At 57.6% G+C, this 25,521-nt stretch carries 18 protein-coding genes; 6 read left to right on the top strand and 12 right to left on the bottom strand.

Annotation, left to right across the window (positions count from 1 at the left end; translation table 11 throughout):
• The first annotated feature begins 1,187 nt into the window (after positions 1–1,187).
• Positions 1,188–2,399 carry an MFS transporter gene (locus SO156_RS14560; RefSeq protein ID WP_498535268.1) on the top strand — a complete coding sequence of 404 codons (1,212 nt, stop codon included), beginning with the start codon at positions 1,188–1,190 and terminating at the stop codon, positions 2,397–2,399.
• 67 nt (positions 2,400–2,466) lie between these two features.
• Here the strand turns inward: SO156_RS14560 and SO156_RS14555 are convergent, their stop codons facing one another.
• From SO156_RS14555 to SO156_RS14515, 9 genes are all read right to left on the bottom strand, one after another.
• Entirely contained in the window at positions 2,467–3,474 is a 1,008-nt protein-coding gene (locus SO156_RS14555) for a glycosyltransferase family 2 protein (RefSeq protein ID WP_498535267.1), read from the bottom strand.
• A 265-nt stretch (positions 3,475–3,739) separates the two neighbouring features.
• Complete coding sequence (locus SO156_RS14550) at positions 3,740–4,522, bottom strand: ABC transporter ATP-binding protein (protein WP_498535266.1); 783 nt, start codon at positions 4,520–4,522, stop codon at positions 3,740–3,742.
• Positions 4,523–4,524: 2 nt separating this feature from the next.
• Entirely contained in the window at positions 4,525–5,289 is a 765-nt protein-coding gene (locus SO156_RS14545) for an ABC transporter permease (RefSeq protein WP_498535265.1), read from the bottom strand.
• Positions 5,290–5,454: 165 nt separating this feature from the next.
• On the bottom strand, positions 5,455–7,416 hold the full coding sequence (locus SO156_RS14540) for a glycosyltransferase family 2 protein (RefSeq protein ID WP_498535264.1): 1,962 nt from the start codon (positions 7,414–7,416) through the stop codon (positions 5,455–5,457).
• A 39-nt stretch (positions 7,417–7,455) separates the two neighbouring features.
• Positions 7,456–8,328, bottom strand: coding sequence for a glucose-1-phosphate thymidylyltransferase RfbA (gene rfbA / locus SO156_RS14535; RefSeq protein ID WP_498535263.1), 873 nt, complete (start codon positions 8,326–8,328; stop codon positions 7,456–7,458).
• Entirely contained in the window at positions 8,325–9,206 is an 882-nt protein-coding gene (rfbD, locus tag SO156_RS14530) for a dTDP-4-dehydrorhamnose reductase (protein ID WP_498535302.1), read from the bottom strand. Before rfbD ends, rfbA begins: the two co-directional genes overlap by 4 nt.
• Before the next feature lie 19 nt (positions 9,207–9,225).
• A complete protein-coding gene (gene rfbB / locus SO156_RS14525) occupies positions 9,226–10,269 on the bottom strand; it encodes a dTDP-glucose 4,6-dehydratase (RefSeq protein WP_498535262.1) in 1,044 nt (347 codons plus the stop codon).
• A 404-nt stretch (positions 10,270–10,673) separates the two neighbouring features.
• Entirely contained in the window at positions 10,674–10,904 is a 231-nt protein-coding gene (locus SO156_RS14520; protein ID WP_498535261.1) for a hypothetical protein, read from the bottom strand.
• A gap of 248 nt (positions 10,905–11,152) precedes the next feature.
• Positions 11,153–11,590, bottom strand: a complete 438-nt coding sequence (locus SO156_RS14515; protein WP_498535260.1) for a VOC family protein — start codon at positions 11,588–11,590, stop codon at positions 11,153–11,155.
• Between the two features lie 131 nt (positions 11,591–11,721).
• On the opposite strand from SO156_RS14515, the gene SO156_RS14510 reads away from it, so the two are divergent.
• On the top strand, positions 11,722–12,300 hold the full coding sequence (locus SO156_RS14510) for a TetR/AcrR family transcriptional regulator (RefSeq protein ID WP_498535259.1): 579 nt from the start codon (positions 11,722–11,724) through the stop codon (positions 12,298–12,300).
• Positions 12,301–12,952: 652 nt separating this feature from the next.
• Positions 12,953–14,173, top strand: a complete 1,221-nt coding sequence (locus SO156_RS14505) for an O-antigen ligase family protein (protein WP_498535258.1) — start codon at positions 12,953–12,955, stop codon at positions 14,171–14,173.
• Between the two features lie 637 nt (positions 14,174–14,810).
• Here SO156_RS14505 and arfA read toward each other — a convergent pair.
• The 3 genes from arfA to SO156_RS14490 form a co-directional block, all read right to left on the bottom strand.
• Complete coding sequence (gene arfA / locus SO156_RS14500) at positions 14,811–16,325, bottom strand: arabinosylfuranosidase ArfA (RefSeq protein WP_498535257.1); 1,515 nt, start codon at positions 16,323–16,325, stop codon at positions 14,811–14,813.
• A 407-nt stretch (positions 16,326–16,732) separates the two neighbouring features.
• A complete protein-coding gene (locus SO156_RS14495) occupies positions 16,733–18,691 on the bottom strand; it encodes a glycoside hydrolase family 127 protein (RefSeq protein WP_498535256.1) in 1,959 nt (652 codons plus the stop codon).
• Between the two features lie 381 nt (positions 18,692–19,072).
• Entirely contained in the window at positions 19,073–19,294 is a 222-nt protein-coding gene (locus SO156_RS14490) for a hypothetical protein (protein WP_498535255.1), read from the bottom strand.
• Between the two features lie 640 nt (positions 19,295–19,934).
• On the opposite strand from SO156_RS14490, the gene SO156_RS14485 reads away from it, so the two are divergent.
• The 3 genes from SO156_RS14485 to SO156_RS14475 are packed head-to-tail and all read left to right on the top strand — an operon-like array spanning position 19,935 to position 25,520.
• Positions 19,935–21,452, top strand: coding sequence for a Wadjet anti-phage system protein JetA family protein (locus SO156_RS14485; RefSeq protein WP_498535254.1), 1,518 nt, complete (start codon positions 19,935–19,937; stop codon positions 21,450–21,452).
• On the top strand, positions 21,442–22,083 hold the full coding sequence (locus SO156_RS14480) for a DUF4194 domain-containing protein (protein ID WP_498535253.1): 642 nt from the start codon (positions 21,442–21,444) through the stop codon (positions 22,081–22,083). The genes SO156_RS14485 and SO156_RS14480 overlap by 11 nt, the downstream gene beginning before the upstream one ends.
• Complete coding sequence (locus SO156_RS14475) at positions 22,083–25,520, top strand: SbcC/MukB-like Walker B domain-containing protein (RefSeq protein ID WP_498535301.1); 3,438 nt, start codon at positions 22,083–22,085, stop codon at positions 25,518–25,520. Before SO156_RS14480 ends, SO156_RS14475 begins: the two co-directional genes overlap by 1 nt.
• The last annotated feature ends 1 nt before the right edge of the window (position 25,521 follow it).

Raw genomic sequence — 25,521 nt, 5'->3', positions numbered from 1 at the left:
CCATTGGTCTGTGTGGCACTTTCGTGTGGCACTCAGGACCGAAATTTCAATAAAATCAATGCGACCAAATAGATGGATGGTGCTGCCAGACAGGATTGAACTGATCGGCGAGGTGAGCCGGCAGGACGGGCGACAATTGATCGCCGCCCGTTATCCCGACATGAGCGTCCGTACCTGGTGGGCGCGCGCGACCTGCATCTGTTGGTGGCGGCACGCGGGGTGCCCGTGTGTGTCAATCCCAGCGTTCGACCTTTGAATTGCGCATAGTTTGGTACGGCTTATACAGTCGAAACATCACAGCGTGATTGTCGGGCTTGAGACGAATGTCCCAAATTTGACGCGCGCACCCAATACGAGGCGCTGGAGAACCTGAATGTTTTAAGCGGCACGCTGCTTGCTTCATTCGTACCGCCATCACCGACGCCAGTTTCACAGCGCTCGGCTGAAAGGCGGGAGAGTGCAGCGGAGTGTTTGATGCGATCTGGAGTTCGGTCTTGCGAAGCCACAACCATTGCGCCCCTCGCAAGTTGCGCAGCCAATTCGGCGGGCCCTCGACCAGCAGTGAAGCCGCCGCCCACCGTTTGGAGCTGGTCGGAAGATATACTGGCGCGCAATTCGGCGATGGTAACGGCGGGAAGTGATTCTGTAATCCGTGTTTGCCGGCATGGCGGCAATGTCGACAGTCCCGTTTTCCTGAAAGCAAGCTTTGCTCGAAGAGATCATGGTCAGGCGCAGTGTGCATCCTTTGCGCACAACCTGATCGGAGGTAGTAACGGCCATCCGTACTTCGCTCCGATCGAGCGCGGCGAATAACGATCTTGTGGCCAATTGTGGTCTGCACGGATGTCCGTTCAGTGATCGCAATCCTCAACGCGAGGTCCTGAACGCAGCTGAGGCGACAGCGTTTGCCTGCGCCTCATCTTGATTGCGCAATATTGAAATCGCGCGAACCACACTCGGGGCCGGGCGCGATTGCGTTCGGCAATAAGGCACATCGGCGGGCAAGTTGAAGACGTTGCAAGTTGGCCAACGAGCGATCGAAACGGACGAGCTGTCTCCGGCCTCGGCGCTTTCTCGAGATCTCGAAGCTGCATGTCCCGCTTTCAGGAGCGGCTGCGCTGTTCCGCTGTCTATTCAAATCACGCTTGGCTGCGCATGCGAAATCGCTCTTTCGGAGGAAGAGGTTGATGGAACGTCGCTTCATGCCACACATCGGAATGGTTGCGTTGGCCAGTCAGCAGTATCTGGCGATCGCGTTCATCTATTCGGCCATTCCTGTGATCCTCCGGGGCAACGGTGCCAGCCTGGAACTCGTCGGCTTATATAGCACGGCATTCGTTGCCTTCACCGTTAACTTCCTTTGGGCGCCGGTCGTGGATCGATGGAGCCTCAATCGTCTCGGGCTGAGACGTTCATGGATCCTGGTGACTCAAGTCGCCAGTACCACTGTGCTGGCAACGATGGCATTTCTGAACCCGAAGACCGACTTCGTGCCAGTTTTTCTTGTCTCTCTCGCGCTTGCGACCATTGCCGCCACACAGCGGATCGCAACGTTGGGGTACATAGCGGACGCCCTCGATTCCGGCGAGCGGCCGCTCGGGGCTGCGCTGCTGGGTTGGGGCCGGGCCATCGGCCACGTAATCGGTGGCGCGGTCTGCCTGCAATTGATCGAGATTTTCGGCTGGCGCCCGGCTTTGCTGGGCTTGACGCTACTGGTAGCCGTCTTCGCTGGATGGGTGTTTGCGATTCCTGAACCGCTTCTTTGCAAGGGCCGGTCACGCTCGCCAGAGCACCTATCCATCCTTGCGATGCTACGCAACAACGGCCTGTGGTCGACGGCTGCCTTGATCGGGCCCGGCGTTATCGGAATCGCAGTGGCGTTCGCAACGGTGCAGTTGCGGCTCGTTGATATCGGCTTTGCCGCGGCAGATATCGGCTGGATCGGAGCGCTCTCGAACGTGGTGACGTATACTATCATTGCGCCGCTGACGAGCACGATCCTGACGCGAATGGCGCCGCACCGGGGCCTGATATGGGGCTGCGCCGTCCTGGCCATCGGCTTTGGAGGGCTTTCGGTGATCGATCACTATCTGGACGTAAGCGTGAGCGCCGTCGCGAGCGTTGGGATGGTGTTCGCCGCGCTCGCGGTCCAGCATGTTACATTCACGAGCTGGTTTCTCGGGATTGCCAGGCCGGGCAAGACGGGAACTGATGTCACGTTCCTGACTTCGGTAATGTCGGCGTTCGCACTGGTGGGCTTCGCAGCGAGCGGGTTTCTCGCGGCAAGATTAGGTTACGGGGTTACGCTGATATTGCCGGGCGTCGGCTATGCTCTATCAGCCTTGCTTGCTGCGGCATTGCTCCGCCAATCTGACATCGCGGCGCCTGGCGAGGACTGAGAATCGTGTATCGTTGGAATTTGCTCAGAAACTGTCTCTGCTGCTTCGTGGATCATGGCGGCTTCCTTCACGATAAGCGGGCCCGCATCAGTCCTGTCAGACAATGCCTGATACCGACACCGACGTAGCCGATCGTTGGATCGCGCAGCAAAGTGCCCATCGAACGAAACATCAAAGCATGTCGCTTTCTCAAGTGCGGCAGGATTGATCCGATATCGGTCAGGACGCGGTCCATTGCCTCGCGGTCACCGCGGCGAAGGGCCGTTACGTATTCGCCGTGCAGGTTTGCGTAGAACCGCGGCGCGATCAGGTCACGCAGAAAATATCGATTCTGGCGAGGATTGTCGGGGAATGTCGTCGCAAGCTTGTATGCGTAGATCATACGGGACCTCGCCATGCGCGGGCTATACGATGTCGAACCGGGATAAATGCGCCATTTCGAAAGGGGTTCGTCAAGATAGACATGATCGTATCCAGCGCGAAACAGCCGCAGAAATAGGTCGTCGTCCTCGTAACCGGATAGCCTATCATCGAATCCACCGACTGCCTCGAATGCTCGGCGCGAGATGAGTGAGGCTGACGGCAAGATGAACATGTCCCTGGCCAGACACTCGATAATGCTTTGTTTCGGGTGTTCGGCGGGCACTTTGTCCAAATAGCGCTTTGTGACCATCCCGCCGCTTTCATCGATTTCATCAAGGTTGCTGTAGACCCAGCCGAGCGGAATTCCGCGCTTCTTTTCGAACGGTTTGGACAGCATCTCGAGATGATGAGGATGCCAGACATCATCCTGGTCAAGGAGGGCAATCAGACGGCTTCTGGAGTAGGAGACGCCAAAATTTCGAGCAGACGATTGGCCGCCGTTCGCCTTGCGAAGCAATCTGATCCTCGGATGGACCATCGCCAGGCTCGCGACGATGGCCGCTCCGTCATCGGTTGAACCGTCGTCCACCACGATAACTTCGCTCGGCGGAAGCGTTTGAGCCAGCACGCTCGCGAGGGATTCTTTGATGAACCTGGCACCATTGTACATGGGAATAATAGCCACGATCGAGAGATCATCGGACGCGCCCATGGGAACTCCTAGTTGTAAACCTGCATTGAAGGGGATCTAACCTAAAGTTGAAGGTGTCGCCATCCAGTCGTTGAACAAGTTGGCGACAGCGCTGTGCGGTAGTAAAATCGTCGATATAGACCAGGTGGCATCGGCGCGGCTCTCAAGGAAAGCCATCCCGACGCAAGGCGTCTGCAGAGTCGCATCATCTTGAGACTGCGCCGCCTAACGATGCTTGCCGTTCAGCATGGCCCCAAGCTCAGCCCCGAGCAGACGCTAGCAAGCATCAAGGACCGCTAGCACAGATCTCAGAGTAGGCTCGTAGGACAGCTTCAATTTGACCAAACATCCGGATTTGACCGCGCTCCATCCAGATGGCTTTCGTGCACCACTGCCGACAAATCTCGAAGCTATGAGAGGCTAGCACTAGGATGCTGGCTCGCTCGACGAAGGAAGCTACACGACGCTGCGCTTTGGCAAGAAAAGCTGCATCACCGGCCATGATCCATTCATCCATCAATAGGATTTCTGGCGAAAAACAGGTTGCCACGGCGAACGTCAATCGCGTCATCATACCCGACGAATAGGTGCGTACCGGGATGCTCAGATAGTCACCGAGGCCGGTAAAATCGCCGATGTCCGCCATGTGCGATTCTATCTCGCTTGAGCTTAGCCCAAGCAGCATGCCACGCAGCCGGATATTGTCATATCCGCTCAAGTCAGCATCGATTCCCAGTGCGATATCAAACAGAGGTGAAATTCGGCCACAGGACGTTACGTTCCCGATTGTCGGTTGGTAGACTCCGGCCATGACGCGAAGCAGGGTCGTCTTGCCGGCCCCATTACTGCCGATGAGGGCTATGCGATCACCGGCAGTTAACTGGAAAGAGACGTTTCTGAGCGCCTCAACGACAATCCTATGACTGGCATCTGTTGCAAGCTGGCCGCCAGTGCCACGAAACAACAGATGCTTTTTGAGAGAGCGCGAACCTGTTTGGTAGATAGGAAAGGAAACGCTTACATCCTCAAGCGCAAGCAGAGGCGTCTGGTCAAAGGCTGATGTAACCATCCTTAAATCCAATACGCGATTCGGCCGCGGAAGCGCGAAAGCAGATAGACTGAGATGCTGATGTTGAGAGCCGTGATCAATCCTACTGCGCAGTAGTTCTCTGTTGATGGCATCTCTCCCAGGAGCGGCGCGCGGGCCACTTGCAGCAGATGAAAAAACGGATTGTACCGAGTAATAAAGGAGTGCCCCTTCAGTGAGTCCGGCCGCCAAAAGATCGGTGTAAGAAAGAACAGAATCTGCACGGCTGAATTGATGACCTGCGGAATGTCGCGAAATCTCGCCGAGACCATTCCAATTGTCAGGCTTGCAAAGATCCCATTCACAACGATGGCCAAGAGGCCCACGATGGCCAAAAGGGCGACCGATCCGGGCCAAATTTTGAAATAGATGATGACGCCGAAATAGACGATAAAGTTGTGTGCAAAGATGATCAACTTGGTCCAGTTGAAACGAAATACATAGACCGAGAAAGGCAAGCTAATCTGCTTGATGTAGCACTCAGAGCCGGTGAACAGCGTTCCGCTCTCCGTCAAATAGCTCGACAGCAACGTCCAGACCAACATGCCGGAACAGAAAAACGGAATAAATCGGTCGACTTCCTGCTGAAAGAGTTCCGCATATACCACGCCCAAAGCGATGACCATGACCGCCATGCTGGCGGTCAACCAAAACGGGCCCAGCACGGAGCGCCGATACCGCTGGACGATCTCGTTCCAACCTAAAGACCCCCAAAGCCTCCAATGGGTTAGGCCATCCAGGAGGTCCAAGCGGGCGCTCTTGAAGCCTCGCGCGGTCGTCGTTGCCGGGAGGCGGACGTCGAAATCACTTCGATCAACAGACAATGGGTGCATTGGCTTGCTCAGTTACGTTTGCGGCGTACGGATGTTGTCTCAAGATTGCAAAGACGTTTGGTCTGAGGTTGTTCGCATCAATCATGCGGTCGGCTCGCGGTGGTGAATCTGGACGTTATGCGCGCTCGAACTGGAAGCCTCTTCGCTAAAGGGCCGCTCCTCGATCAACGAACAATCAACGCGTGCCGCATATTGTTCTTTCCATGGCTTTCGGCGTCGCGGAGGAAACGCGAGCTCAAACGAGGTTGTCGCGTCATTGGCGAGATTGTCGTTGTGGAAGGGATCACGCGACAGCTCCTGGCTCCATGTTTTGAGCATGTAGGCGGTTTCGCTTGGCAAATCTTTCGAATGTTCTTCGTGCGCGTCGGAGTTATCGCGCCTGGATTGATGATGGTAGAGCTCCGCATGCGGGGTCCAGATGTTCCGGTACCCGCGGCGCCTGAGTTTCAGACAAAGGTCAACATCATGAAAGGCAGTGGGCAGGTTGATTTCATCCAGCCCGCCAACCTGTTCGTACACCGATCTTCGTACAAGGAGACAGGCTCCAGTTACGGCGGAGACTTCGGAGACCAGCGCGTTCCGACCGAAATACCCGGCCGCGTCTCGGCGCAATCGATAATTGAACGGCTTGGCAATACCAGGAAAGCCTAGTGCCAGCCCGCCATGTCGAACGCGACCATCCGAATAGATCAGCTTGGCCCCAACCGCACCCACGTCGTCTCGAACCGCCCATGAGACCATTTCGGAAAGCCAACCTGGATTGATGACCTCAATATCATCACTCAACAAGCCGAGTACTGCTCCGTTTGCCTGACGGGCCGCCAAATTGATCATTGCAGAATGATTGACCGGCCCGCTGTACGTGAGGATACGCATGCGGGGATCTTCACTGAGCCTTTGAAGTAGCGACTGGGCTTCCGTAGACTGGCTTTCGTGATCGACCACGAAAAGCTCGAGATTGGGGTAGTCGGTTTGCTCGAGGAAGCTTCTTGCGTAAGCGGCACGCAGGCCTGATCCGTCGAGCGTCGGCACAATGAGTGTGACGGTCGGCGCCTGTGTTGGAGGCTGTCGGCGAACCCGCACCCAATCAGGCAAAACCGGATGTTGTTCCGCGACGGCGTTCTCATGAGCTCTCTGCAGGTGCTCGTCGATGGCCCGTCGAGCGGCTTGAGCACACCGCGCAGGTATTGCTTCGGAGAACGAGCGCGCGCCAAAATCGCGCCGCCAGTGATAAAGGACAGTTGGAATGTGATGAATGCGATCGGGTGAGGTCGATTCAATGCAGCGCAGCGCGAGATCGTAGTCTTGACTACCCTCAAAACCCAATCGAAATCCGCCGACCCTCTCCAGGAGAGAGCGCCGATAGACTCCCAAATGACTGATGAGGTTATGGCCCAAGAACAGTTCTTTGTTCCAGTCCGTCTTGAAGTATGGAGTCTGACGGCGACCTCGCCGATCGATCTGATCTTCATCGCTGTAGATGATATCGAGATCGGAGCGGTCATTGAGCGCCACGACAACTTCATAAAGGGCGTGCGAAGCCAGCAGGTCGTCTTGATCCATCAAGGCGACGAACTCACCTTGAACGAGCGATAACGCAGAATTGGAGGCAGCCGAAATGTTGCCGTTAACGGTTCGCCGGACCAGTTTGATTCGGGTATCGCTCGTCGAGGCTTCCAGCAAGGCTTGTACCTGGCGGTCTGGCGATGCATCGTCGGCAATGCACAGCTCCCAATTGGGGTACAATTGCTCGCGAACGCTTTCAATTGCTGCACGGAGAGCCCAGGTCGGCGGGTTATAAACCGGCATAACGACGGACAGAAGGGGCTTGTCTCGCAGCACGTCTAGGTGACGACGGATTGCTTCAACATCTGACGCGGTCAGCGTGTCATATTGTTGCACCCAGCTCTGGTATCGCCGATTTTGCAGTCGGTTCGTAACCTTGAATAGACGTTTGAGCGGCGAGCGCATCCAGTTGGGCAGCTGACGCGCGCGCGACCTCAAATAGTCAAGCTGGTCATCTGAAGCGAGTTTGTGAAACACTGTCTTGCAGGCTCTCTATGCTGACCCACTGTTCCAATGTCAGCTGTGGCCATCGGCGACGCCGACGATGTAGCGCGCGTAGTCACCTTTTCCCAACGTTCCGGCGAGCCGCATCAGCTGGTCGCGATCAATGAATCCTTGTCCGAAGGCAATCTCCTCCGGGCAGGCAATTCTGAATCCCTGACGTCGCTCAAGCACGGAAACAAATTCTGCGGCCGTGAGCAGGCTGTCGGGCGTTCCAGCGTCAAGCCACGTGAAGCCGCGACTCATGCGCTCGACGGCAAGCTGTTCCCGATCGAGGTACGCCCTGTTCAGATCGGTGATCTCTAGCTCGCCCCTAGCCGAAGGCCGTATATCTGCTGCCAGATGGACAACCTGCGGGTCGTAGAAATAAAGTCCCGTCACGGCAAAGTTGGACTTTGGTTGTCTTGGCTTCTCCTCAAGGGAATTGGCCTTACCGCTCTCATCAAAGGTGACGACGCCGTAACGCTCGGGATCTGAGACCTGATAAGCGAACACGGTGGCGCCGTTTGTGCGAGCACTTGCGCTCGCAAGCAGCGCAGGAAGGCCGTGTCCGAAGAAAATGTTATCGCCCAGGATAAGCGCTGAATTGTGCCCTTCCACAAACGTCGCACCAATAATAAAGGCTTGCGCCAGCCCTTCAGGCTTTGGCTGCTCTATATACGACAGTGACAGCCCCCATTGATTCCCATCTCCAAGGAGGGACTGAAACAACGGAAGGTCGTGGGGTGTTGCGATGATCAAAATGTCTCGAATACCTGCTTGCATCAGGGTTGTAAGGGGGTAGTAGATCATCGGCTTGTCGTAGACCGGCAGAAGCTGCTTGGATGTCACTGCCGTCATTGGATAAAGGCGTGTACCGTTGCCCCCGGCAAGGATGATTCCCTTCATAGTCCTTTCCTCTCATGCGAAATGCGGTCCAAGCAGGCCGAGATGGATGATGGTGTCGGTGGCAAGCTGATCTCGAAAAGTGATCGCAGTCTTTCAGTCGACAGCTGTGAATTGGCAGGCCGTACGGCTGCAGTCGGATATTGCGCGGACGAAATGGTTTCGACTGCGACCGAGGGACCCGCTCGTTTCGCGCTTTCGCTGAAAATCAGACCGGCGAATTCATGCCACGTCATAGCGTCCAACCCGGCGAGGTGGGTAATCCCGCTATATTGCTGCTGCCATTGTCTCAACCGTCTGGCCATTGCGACGATCGAGGCGGCGATGTCGGGTGCATAGGTCGGGCAACCCCGTTGGTCGCCCACCACGCGAATGCACTCTCGTTCCGCGCCGACCTTCAGCATGGTTCGAACGAAATTGTGCCCAAACGGCGCATAAACCCAAGACGTCCTCAAGATCACGTGGCGGGGATTGGCCGCGGCGACAGCAAGTTCGCCCTCCAGTTTGGAGCGTCCATAAACACCTTGCGGATTAGGTTGGTCCGTCTCTCCGTAAGGGCCCGGCTTTTTGCCGTCGAAAACGTAATCAGTGGAGAGGTGAATGATGGCCGCACCAACCGCGTTTGCCGCTTTCGCGACTTCGCCGGCCGCGTCGCGGTTTATGGCATAGGCTAGATCGGATTCCGTTTCCGCCCGATCAACAGCTGTGTAGGCAGCTGGATTGATCACGATATCCGGCCTGAACGACATAATTGCACTGGCCACGGATTTGGGCCGCGTGAGATCGAGCTCGGGCCGCGCCGCAAAACCAATGACCGCGTCACTCACGAACGCAGCCAACTCTCTAAGGGACCTTGAAACTTGTCCCTTCGTCCCGATCACGTAGAGGCGCACGATATCCTCACTCTCTTACGAGACCGAGGCGTTCGCCGGCATATATCTTCTCTCTTAAGGGCTGCCACCAATCCTGGTTTGACAGATACCAACGGACCGTCTTCCCAAGTCCGGATTCAAACGTTTCTTGGGCCCGCCAACCCAGCTCATTTTCGAGCTTTGAGGCGTCGATAGCATAGCGACGGTCATGACCTGGCCGGTCCGGCACGAATTGGATGAGCTCGTGATGCGTCCGGTCGGTTGGCCGCAATATGTCCATCCACGAGCAGACCTGGCGCACTATATCGATGTTTTGGCGCTCATTTCTGCCGCCGATATTGTAGGTCTCGCCTGGTCGTCCGCCCTTCAAAATGAGGCCCAGCGCGCGCGCGTGGTCTTCAACATGGAGCCAATCGCGAACATTCGAGCCAGTCCCGTATACCGGAAGCGGTTGGCGATTCAGGGCATTAAGGATCATCAACGGGATGAGCTTTTCCGGGAAGTGATAAGGGCCGTAATTGTTCGAGCAGTTGGAAACAATCACCGGCAAGCCATACGTGCGATGCCAGGCCTTCGCGAGATGATCAGATGCGGCCTTGGTCGCGGAGTAAGGAGAGCTTGGATCGTACGGGGTAGCTTCCGTGAATAGTCCGCGCTCTCCGAGCGAGCCATAGACTTCATCCGTCGATACGTGGACAAAACGAAAGTCTGGCACCTTCTGAGATGAGAAGTACCGCCGGGCAGCTTCGAGCAAGGCGAAGGTTCCGACCACATTGGTTTGCACGAAGACATCAGATCCTGAAATCGATCGATCAACGTGGCTCTCAGCGGCCAAGTGAATCACGCCATCGGGGCGATATGTCGAGAACAGGGCGTCGACGGCCTCGACATCGCAGATGTCCCGCCGCTCAAAATGATAGCGCGGATCGTTGGCAATGGGTGCCAACGACGCCAAGTTCCCCGCATAGGTTAACTTGTCCACCACGACCACTTCGTAGCCGAGCTCTAAAACGAAATGACGGCAAACCGCCGACCCGATAAAGCCGGCGCCGCCCGATACCAGAATGCGCATTCAATTGCTCAAGCTACGGTGGTTGAAAGGCGGGGTCGGCCCAGGCCGTCTTGGCTGCCTTTGTCCTTTGACAAAGGAGATCGCTGCGCGGAATCCTGCAATCAACCTCGAATGCGGGATCTCGAGTGATGGCGCGATCGCACCAAGGTGAATAGTTCGTCGGTTACCTTGCATATTCCGGCCGTAGGTGTCGATTTCCGTACACATGCGGGAAGCTTTAAAGGAGCGCCAGTCCCATTTGAGATAGGCGAGCCCGTCATTTATCGCGCTCACCTTTCGCCGATGGGTCGGCCGCTCAGCCTACCGGAAAAAGTTCTTTGGCCGAGGTGAAGTGTGCGAGTTGGCGTCGTCCAACGTCTACGCTCTGTAGGTGCGGCTCAAACGCGCCACGATCTTGAACGGCGTCAAGTTTGCCGAGGAGGTGCCTGCTCATCGAAGGGCCCGATTGTTGCACGAGCGGCGCCGAATATCGGCTTTATGACAGCCCATTCAAAATCGGCGAGTTCATAACGCTTGATTCGAGCGCCCAGTTTAAGGTGAATCACCAGCGCGCGACCAAAAGCAACACTCTGGCCCGGCCCGGTGCTGCTTGCGGGCGCGCGCACCGACGTGATCCCCGTTGGGCCATCGATCAAGTTAAACTGCGCGGCCTAAAGCATGATCCGGAGCCGAAGGGCCGCGTTAGCGCAAAGCGTGAAGCGGTTTTCGCTCGCGACATCAGCGGAACGCGTTTGCGCGGAGATCATGCTCAAACAGTAACCTAAAGCGCGATGACGAGTCTTCCTGATCTCATCGCGCACCGGGGGAATGCCGAAGCCAGCGCAAACCCCCTGCAGCTCGCTAATCCGAAGTGCGCTTCCGATGGCGTGTATTTCGGCGCTCATCACCCTCGTGCTTCAACGACCAGAAAGCGATTTCCGTCCGGATCGTGCAAATAGAATTGCGGTGGCACGGGATTTCTGACGATCACGTTGTCCGCAAACAGTCCCGTGCGCTCGGAGCCCTCGCGGGCTATTTCAGAGACCTTCACGCCCCGTGACTTGAGGGCCAGGTGAATGTCTTCGGCATTGTCCGCCTCAAGGGCGCAATAGGTATGAGATCCAGCACGCACGGAGCCTTCGGTTCTTGGAACCAAAGCGATCCTGTGTGTGCTGCCCGGAGGAGCTATCTCAATCCAGCGCAGCCCGTTGTCATACTCGAAGTCAAATCGCGTCTCGAAGCCCAACGTATCATTATAGAAGGACAGCGCGCGGTCCTGGTCGGCAACCGGCACAAACACGGTTCCGACGTTGCGGAGGAGAGGGGATGGGCGATCGGCCATGTCGCAATCTCCGGTGCTTATTGTAGAATGATCGTTATATATATCGATGGTTGCCGGAGAGAGTCAAGAAGATTAATAATATGATCGTTCTAGAATTAAGGAACTGAGTTGTGCGGCGAGGTAGACCCCGAATGTTCGATGTAAATGCTGCTCTGGACGCGGCAGTCGAAGTCTTTTGGCGATACGGATACGAAGGCACATCCATCGGCATGCTGATCGAAGCGATGGGAATCGGCGTTCCGAGCCTGTATGCGGCGTTCGGCAACAAGGACGAGCTCTTTCGCAAGGCCGTCGAGCGCTACGATGAGAAGTATGGCGAGTTGTTCCGGGCGGCTCTGGAAGAGCCGACCGCGCGGCGCGTTTTTGGGTCCCTCATCCGAGCCGCGATCGTGCAAGCCACGCGCCCAAGGCGGCCCGACGGCTGCCTGCTCGTCCAGGGAGCGCTCGCGTCTGGGCCGGACGCGGATTCGGCGCGAACGGTTCTGATGCAGTACCGGCACGGCGCGGAGACCGCAATTCGCGAGCGTTTTGAACGCGCCGCGCGTGAAGGTGATCTGCCGCCGGCCTTTGATCCGAAGCAACTCGCCCGCTTTGTCTGGACAGTCAATCAGGGAGTGGCGGTGCAAGCCGCCGGGGGAGCAACACGCTCCGAGCTAGAAGGCATGTGGGAAATGGCAATGCGCTGCTGGCCTAGCGAAAGATCTTCCTGACGCATCCCAAATGGGACGCGCGGGGAGTTTATTCCACTGCTATGTGCCTCTCCGGGATTCCTAATCTGGCGTGTGGCCTCGCTGCGCCGATCGACAATAATCCCATTGAGCGATTGGCAGGGGCGCGCAGCAGGATGCGTCGACGTCCGCGACCCGAGAATGACAACACCTGCTCTGAAAAGGGCTTTATCGTTTGACCGTCGATCGTTTGACTGACATCGCGCTCGGGCTCGACAACAGCGCTGGCAAGAACAACGAAGTCCGTCGGCTCCTCGTGGATTTTCCATCGCGAAACCACACTGGATCATCATCCGCGCCTCGTCGACCCAGAAAGAGTTGCCACTCTGAGTTCCCAGGTGGGGAGATTGTAGAGCGGTTAGCTGGAATTTGGCGGCGATGGAAATTGTAATCGCCTCTTAGCGCTTCCTTCCAAAGAAACACGGTCGGCCCGATCACAGCGATCGATCCGTCATAGGCCTCAGCGCGAGCGCAGCCGCCCGCTTGGGACACGGTACTCAATATGCAGATAATGTCAGCTGTTCTACTTTATTCTCGGCGATTTGTGACGGAAGCCTCGCTCGCCTGCACGACGTGGAGTGGCCCAGAAGGAGGCCGCGCAGACGGTCTGAGGCTCCGGAATGTTGACATCGTCGTGCTTGCGCTTGTGGCCGGACTACCTTGGTCGACCAGCCTCACCAGTATACTTGGACTAGTCCTCTTCTTTGGCATTTTGACAACGATCCGCTCCGAGCGGATGCTTGCGACTATCAGTCAACCCGCCGGCGCTCTGCCGCTGGCGCTCGTATTGCTCGCGGCGATAGGGGTCATCTGGGCGAGCGGAGTACCTTGGCCGGAGCGGCTCAGTGCTTTGGGGAAAATGACCAAGCTACTGCTGCTCCCGCTCCTCTTGTTCCACTTCCAATCCAGTCCGCGCGCTAAATGGGTGTTCGCTACCTTCGTCGTCTCGAACATGATTCTGCTGATCTACTCGTTCGTTGCATCGGCGATGCCGGAATTGGCGATTGTTCAAAGAACCGGTGGCTTCGGCGTTCCCGTGAGAAATTACATTGACCAAAGCCAGGGCTTTTCGCTTGTTGCCGTGGCTTTGGCAGGCCTTGCATTTGAGGCGGCGTCTCAGCAGAAGCGCTATTGGGGTGCGGCGCTCGGTGTGATCAGCGTCCTGTTCTTTGCCAACCTTGCCTTTATCAACGTCGCCCGCACAGCGTTTTTCTATTTGCCGATCATGCTGGTTCTCCTGGCCATACGTTACTCAAGCCAACGAACTGGGTTGGTCGCCGGCATCGGAGTCTGCATCTTATGCGGGGCGTTGTGGCAGGCATCTCCCAATCTGCAACGAAAAGTCTCTGCGATTTTCACAGAGTTGGCCGCGTTCCAGCCAGATGCCCAGATTGGAGAGAAAGAACCCTCAGCAGCTGAAAGGCTCGAATTTTGGCGCAAGTCAATTCAGTTCATCGAAAGAGCGCCGGTCCTGGGCCATGGGACTGGCTCGATCCGACATCTTTTCGGGCAAGAATCGATCGGGCGAACTGGAATATCGGCCCTCGTTGTAAGCAATCCTCACAATCAGACGCTTGCTGCCGCGGTTCAATGGGGCAGCGTCGGTATCCTCGTTGTCTGGGCGATGTGGATATCGCAGGTGCAGCTGTTCTGCAGCAGGGCCCTGGTTGCCTGGATCGGAATGCTTGCGGCAGTGCAGAATATTGCAAGCTCGATTTTCAATTCGCACCTGATGGACGCGTACGAAGGCTGGCTTTACGTATTGGTGGTTGGGATCGCTGGCGGAGAACTGTTGCGGATTGAGGGGCGTAAGCGGGCCCGGCTGGAGTTCGCCATCACGCCAGCTTCGCGCTAAGTAGGGCAAAAGCTATCCGCATCCGCGCCACGCCCAAGGATCTTTACGATTTTGGGACGTTCCGGCGCGGACCGTCCGTTTCAAAAATGCTTTGGTGGAGCGCTCTTCAACATGGCCTTCGGCCAAATACGCTCAGCCCCTCCAGCTCAAGCTTACTCTGCAGGATGTCGCGCGCTTTATAGGCCTGGTTGCAATCAAGGTCGGCTGAGTACGATCTCCATAAAGTGGTCATGCTGACCCTGTCGGCCTCTCAAAGGCTGATGGGCCCGCCTTGAAGGTCGATAGGATTGGAATCGCTAAAAGATCTCAAGCCGAGCTGCGACATCGACCTAGCCGTCGCTCTTGAAAGGACCTGCTGCCCTTCATGCGACGGGCCGTATCCGTCCGGCATAGGCCGCAGGCTGATTGGGATTATTCGGCGGTCGGCGCTTGAGCCAAGTCGGATTTCTTTTGTGCATCCGGACGAACTCGATCAGATTTTCGATGCCGAAGTCGGTGAACGCGGACGCTCGTCTCCGAGGCCATAGGCCCAGATGACGCCGTCCTCGATCTCCATTTCGTTGGCGACGGCCCGCAGCCAGTCCTCAACTTCGACGAGCTCCTCGGCGACACGGGCGACGGGAGCCGCTCTCGGATCTTAGCTGCTCGCCCTAGTGGCGATCACAGTCCAGGACAAAGGCTTGAGTCCTACCTTGACGCGCTCACCCTCGACCGAGATCTCCGTGTTGGCCTTAGGCACGACGGTGTCGGGCGCCTCCTTGGTGTTGGTGGCTTTGAGGTTGGGATGATGTAGGTCGAATGCCTCGACCAGCCAGCGCTTCTTGCCGAGGCCGCGGAGCTCGATGTCCAGATCGATCGGCTCGCACGGGCTACGGTTCAGCGCGAAGACGGCGCTTGCGCCGGTCCGAGGATCGTTGGTGATGGTGGCCAGCAGAGAACTCGTCCCGACACCGTCCCGTCCGAGCAGCGCGGGGGCATCGATTTTGGCCTGCATGACCTGGCCATACGCATAACGGGCCGAAAGCGCGAAGGGATAGAAAATGGTCTGTCGCCAGGCCGGGCCGCCCGTCTCGGTCATTATAGCGCCGATCACGTTCACGAGTTGCGCCAAGCAGGCGCATTTCACCCGGTCGGCATTGTTCATGAGCACGATGAGAGCGCCTCCGACTATGAGCGCGTCCTCGACATTATAGACCTCCTCGAGCAGCGGCGGGGCAGCCGGCCAGCCCAGCTTGCGATGGTCCTCGATGCTGCGGGCGCGATACCAGACGTTCCACTCGTCGAAGCTCAGCATGATGCGCTTGGAGGAGCGTCGTTTGGCTGCAACCGCGTCGCAGATCGCGATCACCTCCTTGATCGAGGCATCCATGTCATCGATAACGCGGAAGTAGTCCTCAATCTGGTTGCTATTGTTGGCAAAATAGGTGTGCAGCGAGATGAAATCGGCCTCGGCGAAGCACTGGTCAAGCACCTCGTATTCCCAGGCCCCGTAGGTCGGCATCTGCCGGTGCGCGGAGCCGCAGGCTGACAAAACCAGGTCCGGATCGAGCCATCGCATGACCTTGGCGGCCTCCTGCGCGATCCAGCCATACTCCCTGGCGGTTTTGGCGCCTATCTGCCATGGCCCATCCATCTCGTTGCCGAGGCACCAGAATTTCACGTGATGAGGCTGCTCGAAGCCGTGCGCCTTGCGCAGGTCGGCGAAGTGGCTGCCGGTGGGCAGGTTGCAGTATTCGAGATAATTACGCGCCTCGTCCGGCCCGCGCGTACCGAGGTTGACGCCAAGCATTGGCTCGATGCCCGTCTTGCGGCACCACTGGATGAATTCATTGGTGCCGAACGTGTTTGGCTCGGTCGAGAACCACGCGAGGTCGCGCTTTTTTGGGCGCGCTTCGGCCGGGCCTACCCCGTCCTCCCAATTATAACCCGACAAGAAGTTTCCACCCGGGTAGCGAATGATGGTGGCGCCGAGCTCTTTCGTGAGATCCATCACATCGCCCCGAAAACCGTTGGCGTCGGCGGTCGGATGACCCGGCTCGAAGATGCCGCCGTAGACGCCGCGCCCGAGGTGCTCCACGAAAGTGCCGAATACCCGCCGGTCGAGGTCGGAAAGCACGAAATCGCGGTCGACGGTGATCTTTGCCGGCAGCACGTTGATCTGCTCCTTCCCTTTGAACTCGGCCAGGTCACATCGTGGCCTTCGCTGTCAGTCGACGTTGGCCGATTTGGCGTCTCGCGTGAAGCCATCCACGAGTCGGTCCGCGTAGGTGCCACCCGCCGAAGCGTAGTCCTTACCTCTAACTCGCTCAGCTCGGGCATCGAGACCGGCCACGTTGGGCAATACATCCCGAAAGTCCGCGCCCGTCATCCGCATCGCGTCCACGTTACGCGTCATGACGCAAGGCAGGAGCGTATGCGGTAGCTCCGCACGCACGATCTGGGCGGGGCGCGGGGAAGCCAGCGTCCCTATCGCGACCGACGGGCCGACCGATGCCGACACTCAACCAATGCTCTCCTGCCCGGCCAGTTGCTTCAAATAGATGCCGCCCATCGCCTCAGTCACCACTCATTAATCCAGATCCGCATTTCGCCTTCGCCACGGTTGGCCCAGCTGAACCACGGAATGAATGTCAACCGCTGCGATTGCCGCTGTCCAGGCACTTTATCGTAGTGATAAAGTGGTGCTTCCTCAGAGTGTTTGTGCTGCAAACGAAAACCCTCGGCCTGCAGCAAAAACTTGCCGGCGAGAAGACCAGTGCCTTCGCTCAGCGAAAACCGGCTATCTTCATCAAGCCAAACATTGTGGAGCTCCGGCCCGTTGTCGACTTCTTCCAGGCAATAAACCAGAGGACCCCGCTGAATAGCCACTTTGCCAGCCAAGTGGCGAAGTTGCGGATGACCATACACGCGGCGTACCGGCATCGGCAGCAGCAATTTGAGGCGATCGCCCTGTTGCCACGTGCGGTGAATGTGCAAATAGCCTTTGCGCGACTCGCAATTGAGGACCTCGCCGTTCAGCCTGGCCTCCGGCGCGGTGCACCAGTCCGGCAGGCGCAGGGCGAGCGTGTGCGTGATTGGCCGGTCCGATTCTACGAAGATCTCTACACGGTCCTCCCAGGGATAGTTGCCGCTCACGCGCAGGCGCAGCGTCTGCTCTCCGACCGGCAGCGCCAGGCTGTTGCCAATGTAGAGATTGATATAGAGCGCGTCGGAACGTGCCGTATAGATGTAATGGCCAATTGATGTGAAAAGGCGCGCAATGTTCGGCGGACAGCAGGCGCAGCCAAACCAGGGCTGTCGCACCGGTGTGACATGACTATAGATGCGGTTGGATCGCAGCGTTTTGGGATGAACTTCGAGTGGATTGACATAGAAAAAGTGGCGTCCATCCACGGCGATACTGCCCAGAACAGTGTTATAGAGCGCGCGCTCCATCACATCGGCATAGTGACTGTCCGCTTCCATCTCGAGCATCCGGCGGCCGAACATCATCAGGCCGATCGACGCGCAGCTTTCCGCGTACACCGTATCATTCGGCAGATCGTAGTCGCTGCTGAACGCTTCGCCGGCACTTTGCGAACCGATACCGCCGGTCACATAGATCTGCCGCTGCACCATGTTTTGCCATAGCCGCAGGCAAGCTTGGCGTTGCTGCTCGTTCTGAAGTAAACGCGCCAGATGGGCAACCCCAGTCATGAGGTATACAAAGCGAACCGCGTGACCTGTTGCGGTTCGCTGCTCCGAGACCGGCAAGTGCGCCTGGCTATAGGCTTTATCTTTCACCACCAGGGGCGGGGCGTGTGATTTGCGGTGACGGGATCGCTTCTCATACTCTATGTCATAGAAGTGCGGCTCAGTGCCGCGTTGCTCCACGAAATAATTGGCGAGTGTGAGATATCGGCGCTCCTGGGTCACTTCGAAGAGGCCTGTCAATGCAAGTTCGATTTCCGGATGAGCATCATAGCCGTGTAACTGATGGCGCTCTGGCCCAAAATCCGCGGCGATACGGTCGGCTATCCTGCAAACGACCTCCAGCAACCGCCGTTTTCCAGTAGCTAGAAAGAAAGCGACGCCAGCTTCAATCAAATGGCCGGCGCAGTAAAGCTCGTGGCATTCGCTTAAGTTGCTCCAGCGCTCCCCAGGGGCCTTTACCGTGAAGAAAGTGTTCAGATAGCCGTCGCCGCACTGCGCGGCCGCAATCAGTTCAATCAGGTCATCGGCGGTTTTCTCCAGTTCTGGGTTGGATGTTTGGCACAGCGACCAGGCGACCGCTTCCAGCCATTTCGCGACATCACTGTCCTGAAAAACCGTGCCGCAGAACTCGCCCTTTGCTCGGTTGGCGGCGATCCGGAAGTTTTCTATCGCATGGCTCGGCGTGGCTTCGGGAATACGATCGTTCAGCGCCTCCCACTGATGAGGAATCGTCACGTCCCTCACCAATTGCTGGCATTTTCCAATAAGCGGATCCGTGATCGTTAAGTCATGGAGATTGACTTCCGTAACCGTCGGCCGATTCATTCGCTCTCTTTCGTGTTGGATGCACAGGCTCATAGGTCACGAAGGCCTGTGCGATATCAAAGATTGCGGGGTCATGAATTGGCAGCCCCAGCACGTCCTGCCTGATCTGATCAGCTCATTTCGCGTGCGTTGGAACCGCGGCGTGAGGACCGATCGAAGCGTCTCTTTGGTCATGCAATCTGAACCAGCGGCGGAGAGTAAACTCACCTTCGTCGAACAGAATGGGACGTTTGATGACGCTCGACGCGAACGACATTGTCGATCTCCGTACATCGTGCTGACCAGCACGCTCAAACGCTCAAGACAGCAATTTCCGTGCCGGAACGGGCGCAGATTGTCCGCAACAATCACCTCGTCGGTGTCCACCAGTCCATAGCGGGTTCAACGTGGATTCTGTGCGCCACCTTTGGCGCGGATGGATTTTCGCTCCGCCTTGCTGATGCTCCAGTTCCGGCGGGGCGCCACGCGTTTCGTGGTTCTGGCCGCCGCCAGAGAGCCTACGATCGCGTGGCTGCCGAACAGCATGACCTTCGAATGCAAGCCGGGCACGCCGTGAACCACAACACCGCCGTCATGAAGGCGCTTGAGCAACTTCGCGTCCATCGCCCATCAGACCCATGGGGGCGCTGGTGTGGAGATCGCCGCGGAGAGACCCCAAATGATCTTCGGTGACGTAGGCGATCGCTCGTTGGCGCACAGCCGCGCTCTGCGCGAGCTTCTCGGCTACGGGCCAGATGTCCTTTGTGAGTGCGCGGTTCGACTGCATCCTCGTGGCTGATCGTCGTCCAGGACGAGCCGTTTCGGGGGGGCATATGCTCGCGGCTGCGCGCTCGTTTTCTGCAGGTTTCGGCTCAAGACACAATTGGAGACCTCGAGGCCATTGGCGAGCGAGCGATAGAATTCATTTGCTTGGTACCGGCAGATTGGAGCGCCTGATCTAAGGTCCATCCGCAATATATGACACCGGTGACCTGGCTCGACGTGAGGGGTGCGCGAGATGTCCGTCGTCTCGGAAGGCCGTAGGCAATCCGGGGGGCCTCGGGTCAGGGCAACCAGAGCTTAAGTCCCTGACCCGGCCACCCCTTGACGGTTCTGGGAGGGGGGCGTTCCCGCGTTGCACCCTGAAGCACAGCGCAGCCTTTCGACGGATGGACAACCGTAGCTTGTCCAACTATCATGAACGGAAAGGGAACGATATCGGGGCGTCCTGCCGGTTAGGGACGACTATTGGCGGGGAAATATTTTGCTCTTCAGATACTTAAATGACGATGCATTTCTAGCGTTTTCACGAGAGCACAAGCATCTTTACTCCCTCATTTTGTTAGACTTGTACGACCGCTTCTTCACTGGCGCTCCAGCTTTCCCGACCCCGCAGGAGGTCACGCACGCAATCTACGACGTGATGCGGGCCAACCCGTCCCTTTGGAATGAGAGCGACGACTTCGGCGAGCCACTGCCGGAGGTTGTGTCCGCGGGGCGCAGACGGATTAAGCGCGCTGCGGCGACCAAGACTGACACGGCGGATCGGGCGCTTCTCATTGCGCGTCAACTCTACCATCGCCTGATCGCGTGGGGCTGGCTCGAGGAGGAGGAATACGGCCTACGTGTGACCGTCGATATGTCGATGGGGCCGCTTCTCGTGATCCAGCGCCTGGCCAGCCTGAACAAGGATGTCTCCCAAAGGTTCGGTGGTCTTATCGTTACCGTCCGCATAAACCTCGAGGCCGTGGAGAAACTCAACCCGACGGTCGTTGATAGGAAGCAACGGGATGTTGCGCTAGCACTGCGGGAGGCGCGTAACCAGGTCGATCAGTTCACGAAGAGCCTGCGGGCCATCCTATCGGACCTGAAACGGATCCGTCGTACGGTTATGGACGCCAAAACGATCGGCGATCGGCTCGAGGCGTTTTTTGAAGAATTCGTAGAGCAGCTCCTGCTACGGGATTTCGAATCGATCCTGACGTTCAATCACCCCTACCGCTTCAGGGACACTATCGTCGATCTAGCGAGACGAATTGCCCATACGCCTGCAACCATGCAGGTGCTTTCGGAGGAGTACGTGAATGCGAGCATTTCGCCATCCATGTCGGAGGCGATCCTCGACGTCGAAGGTGATCTTCTCGCGATCGAAAGCACGTTCGGTCAAATCGGCGAAATGTTCGAACGAATTGAGGCCTTTCGCCGCCAACTCGAGGCCCGCGTCCGGAACACCATCAAATACGCCGAGCGCGGGACCCACGGGTTGGTGGGACGGGCAGGGGATCTGGTGCGCCGCCTTGACGCGCTCATCGCGCGTGGGCGCCACGGGAACGCCACCGTCGAATGGAGCCTCGAGCCGCTTAGGTCCCCTTGGTCGGAATTCCATCATGCGCCGAGCCGCGAGCCGCGCAGACCTATTGAACTGAAACCTTTAGGCGATTGGCCTGACGATCCCCTCTACGAGCTCCGTAAGCAACTGCGTCGGCGATACATCGAGAGAATTGCGCCCGGTCCCAAGGAGGTTCAGCGTTTTCTCGAAAGTCAGGTGCCTGTCGCGGGCACAAGGGAAGCTCGATTTATGGCGCTCAAAACGGTTGACGACTTCCTGGCCTTTGACGCCGCACGCAGGTTCGCCCTGACGAACGAAATTCCCCCAGAAGTTGGTCTTCACTTCGAGCTCGAGTTTGCTCCGGATTCCCCGCCGCATGATAGCGAGTGGTTGCGGTGTTCCAATTTCATAGTCAGGCGCCATGCAGCTGCGAGGCGCCGCCATGCTCAGTGATTTCGAAGCGATCGAGCGCAGCTTGGGCGCCGAAAAGGCCGCTGACGTCAGGAAGGCGGTGCACTTCCTATTGAGGCGGCAATTCATTTTCGCTGGCGATCCGCGAACCGGTACGGTCTACAATGTGATCATGGACGGCCGCTTCCGGTCGGTGATCGACGAGTTCTTCGACAGTTGCGGGTATCGCGTGCACCGGGACACTGAAGCCCAGTGGGCCGGCATCACCGCTATGGGCGAAGACGTGCCGTTGCCCCGAATGAAGCTCGACGAGACCATCGTTATCCTGGTGTTGGCCGCCCACTGGCAAGACGAGGTTAATGTCGGCGCGGTCGAGGACCGCGCCATAGTCGTCACCACGGTGAACAATCTGTTCGACCGCTACAAGGATATGGTTCAGCCGAACGGCTCAAGCGCAATCTCCCTGGGGCGCTTCCGGGAGATCTTGAAGGAGGCATCTCAAAGGAGTCTCGTCGACGTCGGCGACTTCGACAGTGAGGCTCAGGACTTCGAGGTAGCGATACGTCCGATGATAAAACTCATCAGCGGCTCGGACGCCCTGCAACGGATTGAACGTTACGTCCGATCTCAGGAAGTGAGCGCGCCCCAGAGGACTGATGGAGACGATTCGTGATGGAGCTGCGTCATGCGTCCATGGTCAACTGGCATCTCTTCGACATCGAGGATTTCGATCTGACGGGACATGCCGGCGTGTTCGGCGAGAACCGGTCCGGCAAGTCGACCATTCTCGACATGGCTCAAGTGGTGTTGACCGGCGGGAACAAGAACGTTCAGCGCCTCAACGCGGTCGCTGGCGACAAGGGGATAAGTCGTAGCGCTTCCAAACGAACTATTGTGGACTATTGCCTTGGCGCTTTGGGTGAGGATGAGCGTAAGCGAGAGCAGGCGCGCACCTACATTTGTCTCGGATTTGTCGACACCGAAGGCAAGCGCCCTCCCGTATCGATCGGAATGGCGATTGAGGCCAGGCGGTCGGAGACCAATGAAACCGTGCTCGGCCGCTTCGTTGTTACCGGCAAGATATTGAAGGCCGCGGACTTCATCGAGATGCGGGACGGCAAGCGATTTGCGGCAGAATGGGATGATGTTCGCAATCGTATCGTCTCGGCGGTCGGGCAAGAGAACTTCGTCAACCACCGTGACAAGGCGATTGACTACGTTCGAGAGTATATGCGCAAGCTGGTCCCGCATGCGTCGATCGTGGGAGAGCAGAACGCGAACTCGCTCCAAAAGGCCATCGTGAATGCGATGACCTTGGATCACGATCAGACCGCCACCGAGTTTGTGAGAAACTACATTCTCGAAAAGAACAACATGAAGGTGGGAGAGCTTCGGGAATCGATCCGCACCTACCGTAACATCAACGATACGATCCGCACGATGCGGGAGAAGCTTGAGGCGCTTATCGCGCTAAAAGCCATTCTTATGGAACTTGCCGAGTCCCATGAACGCAAGGCCCGGGAACAATGGATATCGAAACGTGCCAGTTGGTTTGGGGCACGTACGGCCTACCTCGCCGAAGTCGCGAAGTTCACGGAGGAGGCGGCGAAGCGCGACGCGGCCAAGGCTGAGATGGATTTCATCGATAGCGACTTGAAGGCAATTGAGACCGAAATCAGAAGGCTGGATATCGCAATCTCCGAGCATGATGCAAAGAGCGGAAGGAGCACGCTCGCTCAATCGCTGACCTCCGCCTTGCAGGCAGGGCAGCGTGCAATCATTGAATTCGAGCGAAGGTTGGAGTCGGTCCGTTCTCTGCAGGCGCTGATTGCGATGAGGGATTTTGGCTTCGACGAGTTCATCCCATTGATTTCCGGGCTGACGCGGGCCGCGGCCGACGTGTCCGTTGAGCGGCCGACCGGCAGCTTGCTGGATGCGGAAACGCGACTGCTTGCCTCCGATCGGACGCTGGTGCTGAAGGTGGATCAGGCGCGCCGCGACCTGATTCGAAAGGCCGAGGAAGAAAGGGCGCGAGCACGGTTGCTGGAAGATCGGCTTCGTCAGCATGCGAGCGGTGGAAGCTCGATCTATTTGCATGAAGACACAGAGCGCTTGTGCCTCAAGTTGCGGCAGGCCGGGATGTCGCCCCGCGTGTTGTGCAACCTCATTGAACTATCGGATGTCTCCTGGACGGCAGCGGCGGAGGGCCTCTTAGGCCGTGACCGGGAGGCGGTCTTCGTCGATCGGCCCGATATCGCGCGCGCCACGGCTCTCTTCAAAGAAGGACGTCGAGAGTTCCGGCGTGCTTCGTTAGTGAGCCTGAACAAGCTCGATCCGAGCGGTCCCGGACCGCGCCCTGGAATGTTTCCTGCGCTTTTCAAGTCCGAGGACCGGGATGCCATCGCATTCATCGTCCGGAGGCATGGGACGGTGCGATTGGCGGATACGCTCGCCCAGTTCAACGAGCCGGGTCGGGCGATCATGAAGGATGGTCTGTACGATGATGGCTTGGTGCGGACGCATCGCGCGTCCGAGCCCTCGGACTTCAAAATCGGCAAGGCGGCGCAGGCGCAGGCTTTTCGCGATCTGAAAGACCAGGCCGAACAGCTTTCCGATGCACACCTAAGGTCCGACGGAGCCGCCAAGCTCGCTGATGCGGCGTACGTACAGCTCGGGAGGATCTTTGACGACAAGTTGCCGTCCTTCAAGACCATCGTCGGAGACTACGAAAAGTCGGCTCTGGAGCGGAAAGAACTCGAGCAACGGATCGCAGCGCTGGATGGTGCAGGTGACGGCGGCTTGACGCAAAAGCGACACGCCCAGTTAGAACTGAAGCGCCATCGCGCGGGGCAGAGGACCCCGCAGGAAGACGCTCATCGCAAGCATACAAGAGCGGCCGACATCGCGATGCACACCATTGAATCGGGAGAGGGCACGTCGGGCTCGAAGCTCAGCGTCAAGGTGACGTGGTCGTCGTATGGCCAGTATCGAAAGCTTTGCGATCGGACTTCCGGACGAGCATTCTATCGGTCTCGGTTTGATGATCTATCCCCGAAGGCAGTCCTGGATCGACACAGGATGATCGCTTCCGAAGCATCGAAAGCGGCCGGTGGCGCCGATGATGAGCGGATCAAGATCGAAAGACACGTTCGGCAGGCGCTTGGAGCCTACTTCGATAAATTCGGTGTCGTTTCGCATGTCGGCATCGAGAGCGAGCCTCTGCAGGAAGTAAGGCCCTGGATGGAGACGCTGATCCAGGAAATGGAAGAAAACGAGCTACGGCGGTACGAGCGACAGGCAAGGGACGCGGCCGACAAGGCGAAGACCCTGTTGCGAGGCGAATTCATCAACGCTTTGACATCTCGCATCAGCAAAATGGAGCGGGAGCTATCGGCAATGAATCTTGGCTTGGCCGATCATCCTTTCCACAATGAACGATATTCATTCCACCACGCGCGCCTGGTCGAATTTCAGCCGTTTTTGAGGATCGTCGAGATAAGCAAGACCTCGCCAGAGGCGCTCGACATGTTGTTCAAGGGGAACGAGGTCCCAGAGGACTTTCCTCATCGGGACACCTTACGGGAGATCGAGGCGCTGCTTGAGGATCCCGACAAGGATTTCAGTCTTTTCGAGGACTATCGCAACTTCTTCACGTTTGAGATCCATATGCAGGACATCGTCACAAGCCGGACGACGCGATGGGAGACGCGACGCGGCACGGGGTCCGGTGCCGAGCAACAGGTTCCGATCTATGTCGCGATCGGAGCGTCGCTCGCCTCTGTCTACGGCAGCGGCAAGTCCGGAACAGGTCGTCCTTCAGGCATGTCGGTAGCGATCTTCGATGAAGCGTTCTCCAAAATGGACGGAAAAAATCAACGACAGATGATGAGCTTCTATAAGAAGCTCGGGCTCCAGATCATCATTGCGGCGCCGAATGAGAAGAGGATCGCTGTTCTCGAGCATATCGACACCGTAGTCGAAGTGGATCGAATTGGTGAAAGCGCTCGGGTCACGGTGGCCGAACTCAAGGAGCGCGCTCGCAGAGAACTTCAAGCGATGGATCCCGACCCCATGTCGGATGACGAGCTCAAAAAGATGGCCGCGGAATAGG

This window comes from Bradyrhizobium sp. UFLA05-125, from assembly GCF_059803515.1.
The sequence above is the reverse complement of the archived record's forward strand: the minus strand, read 5'-3'. Positions and strand labels throughout refer to the sequence as shown.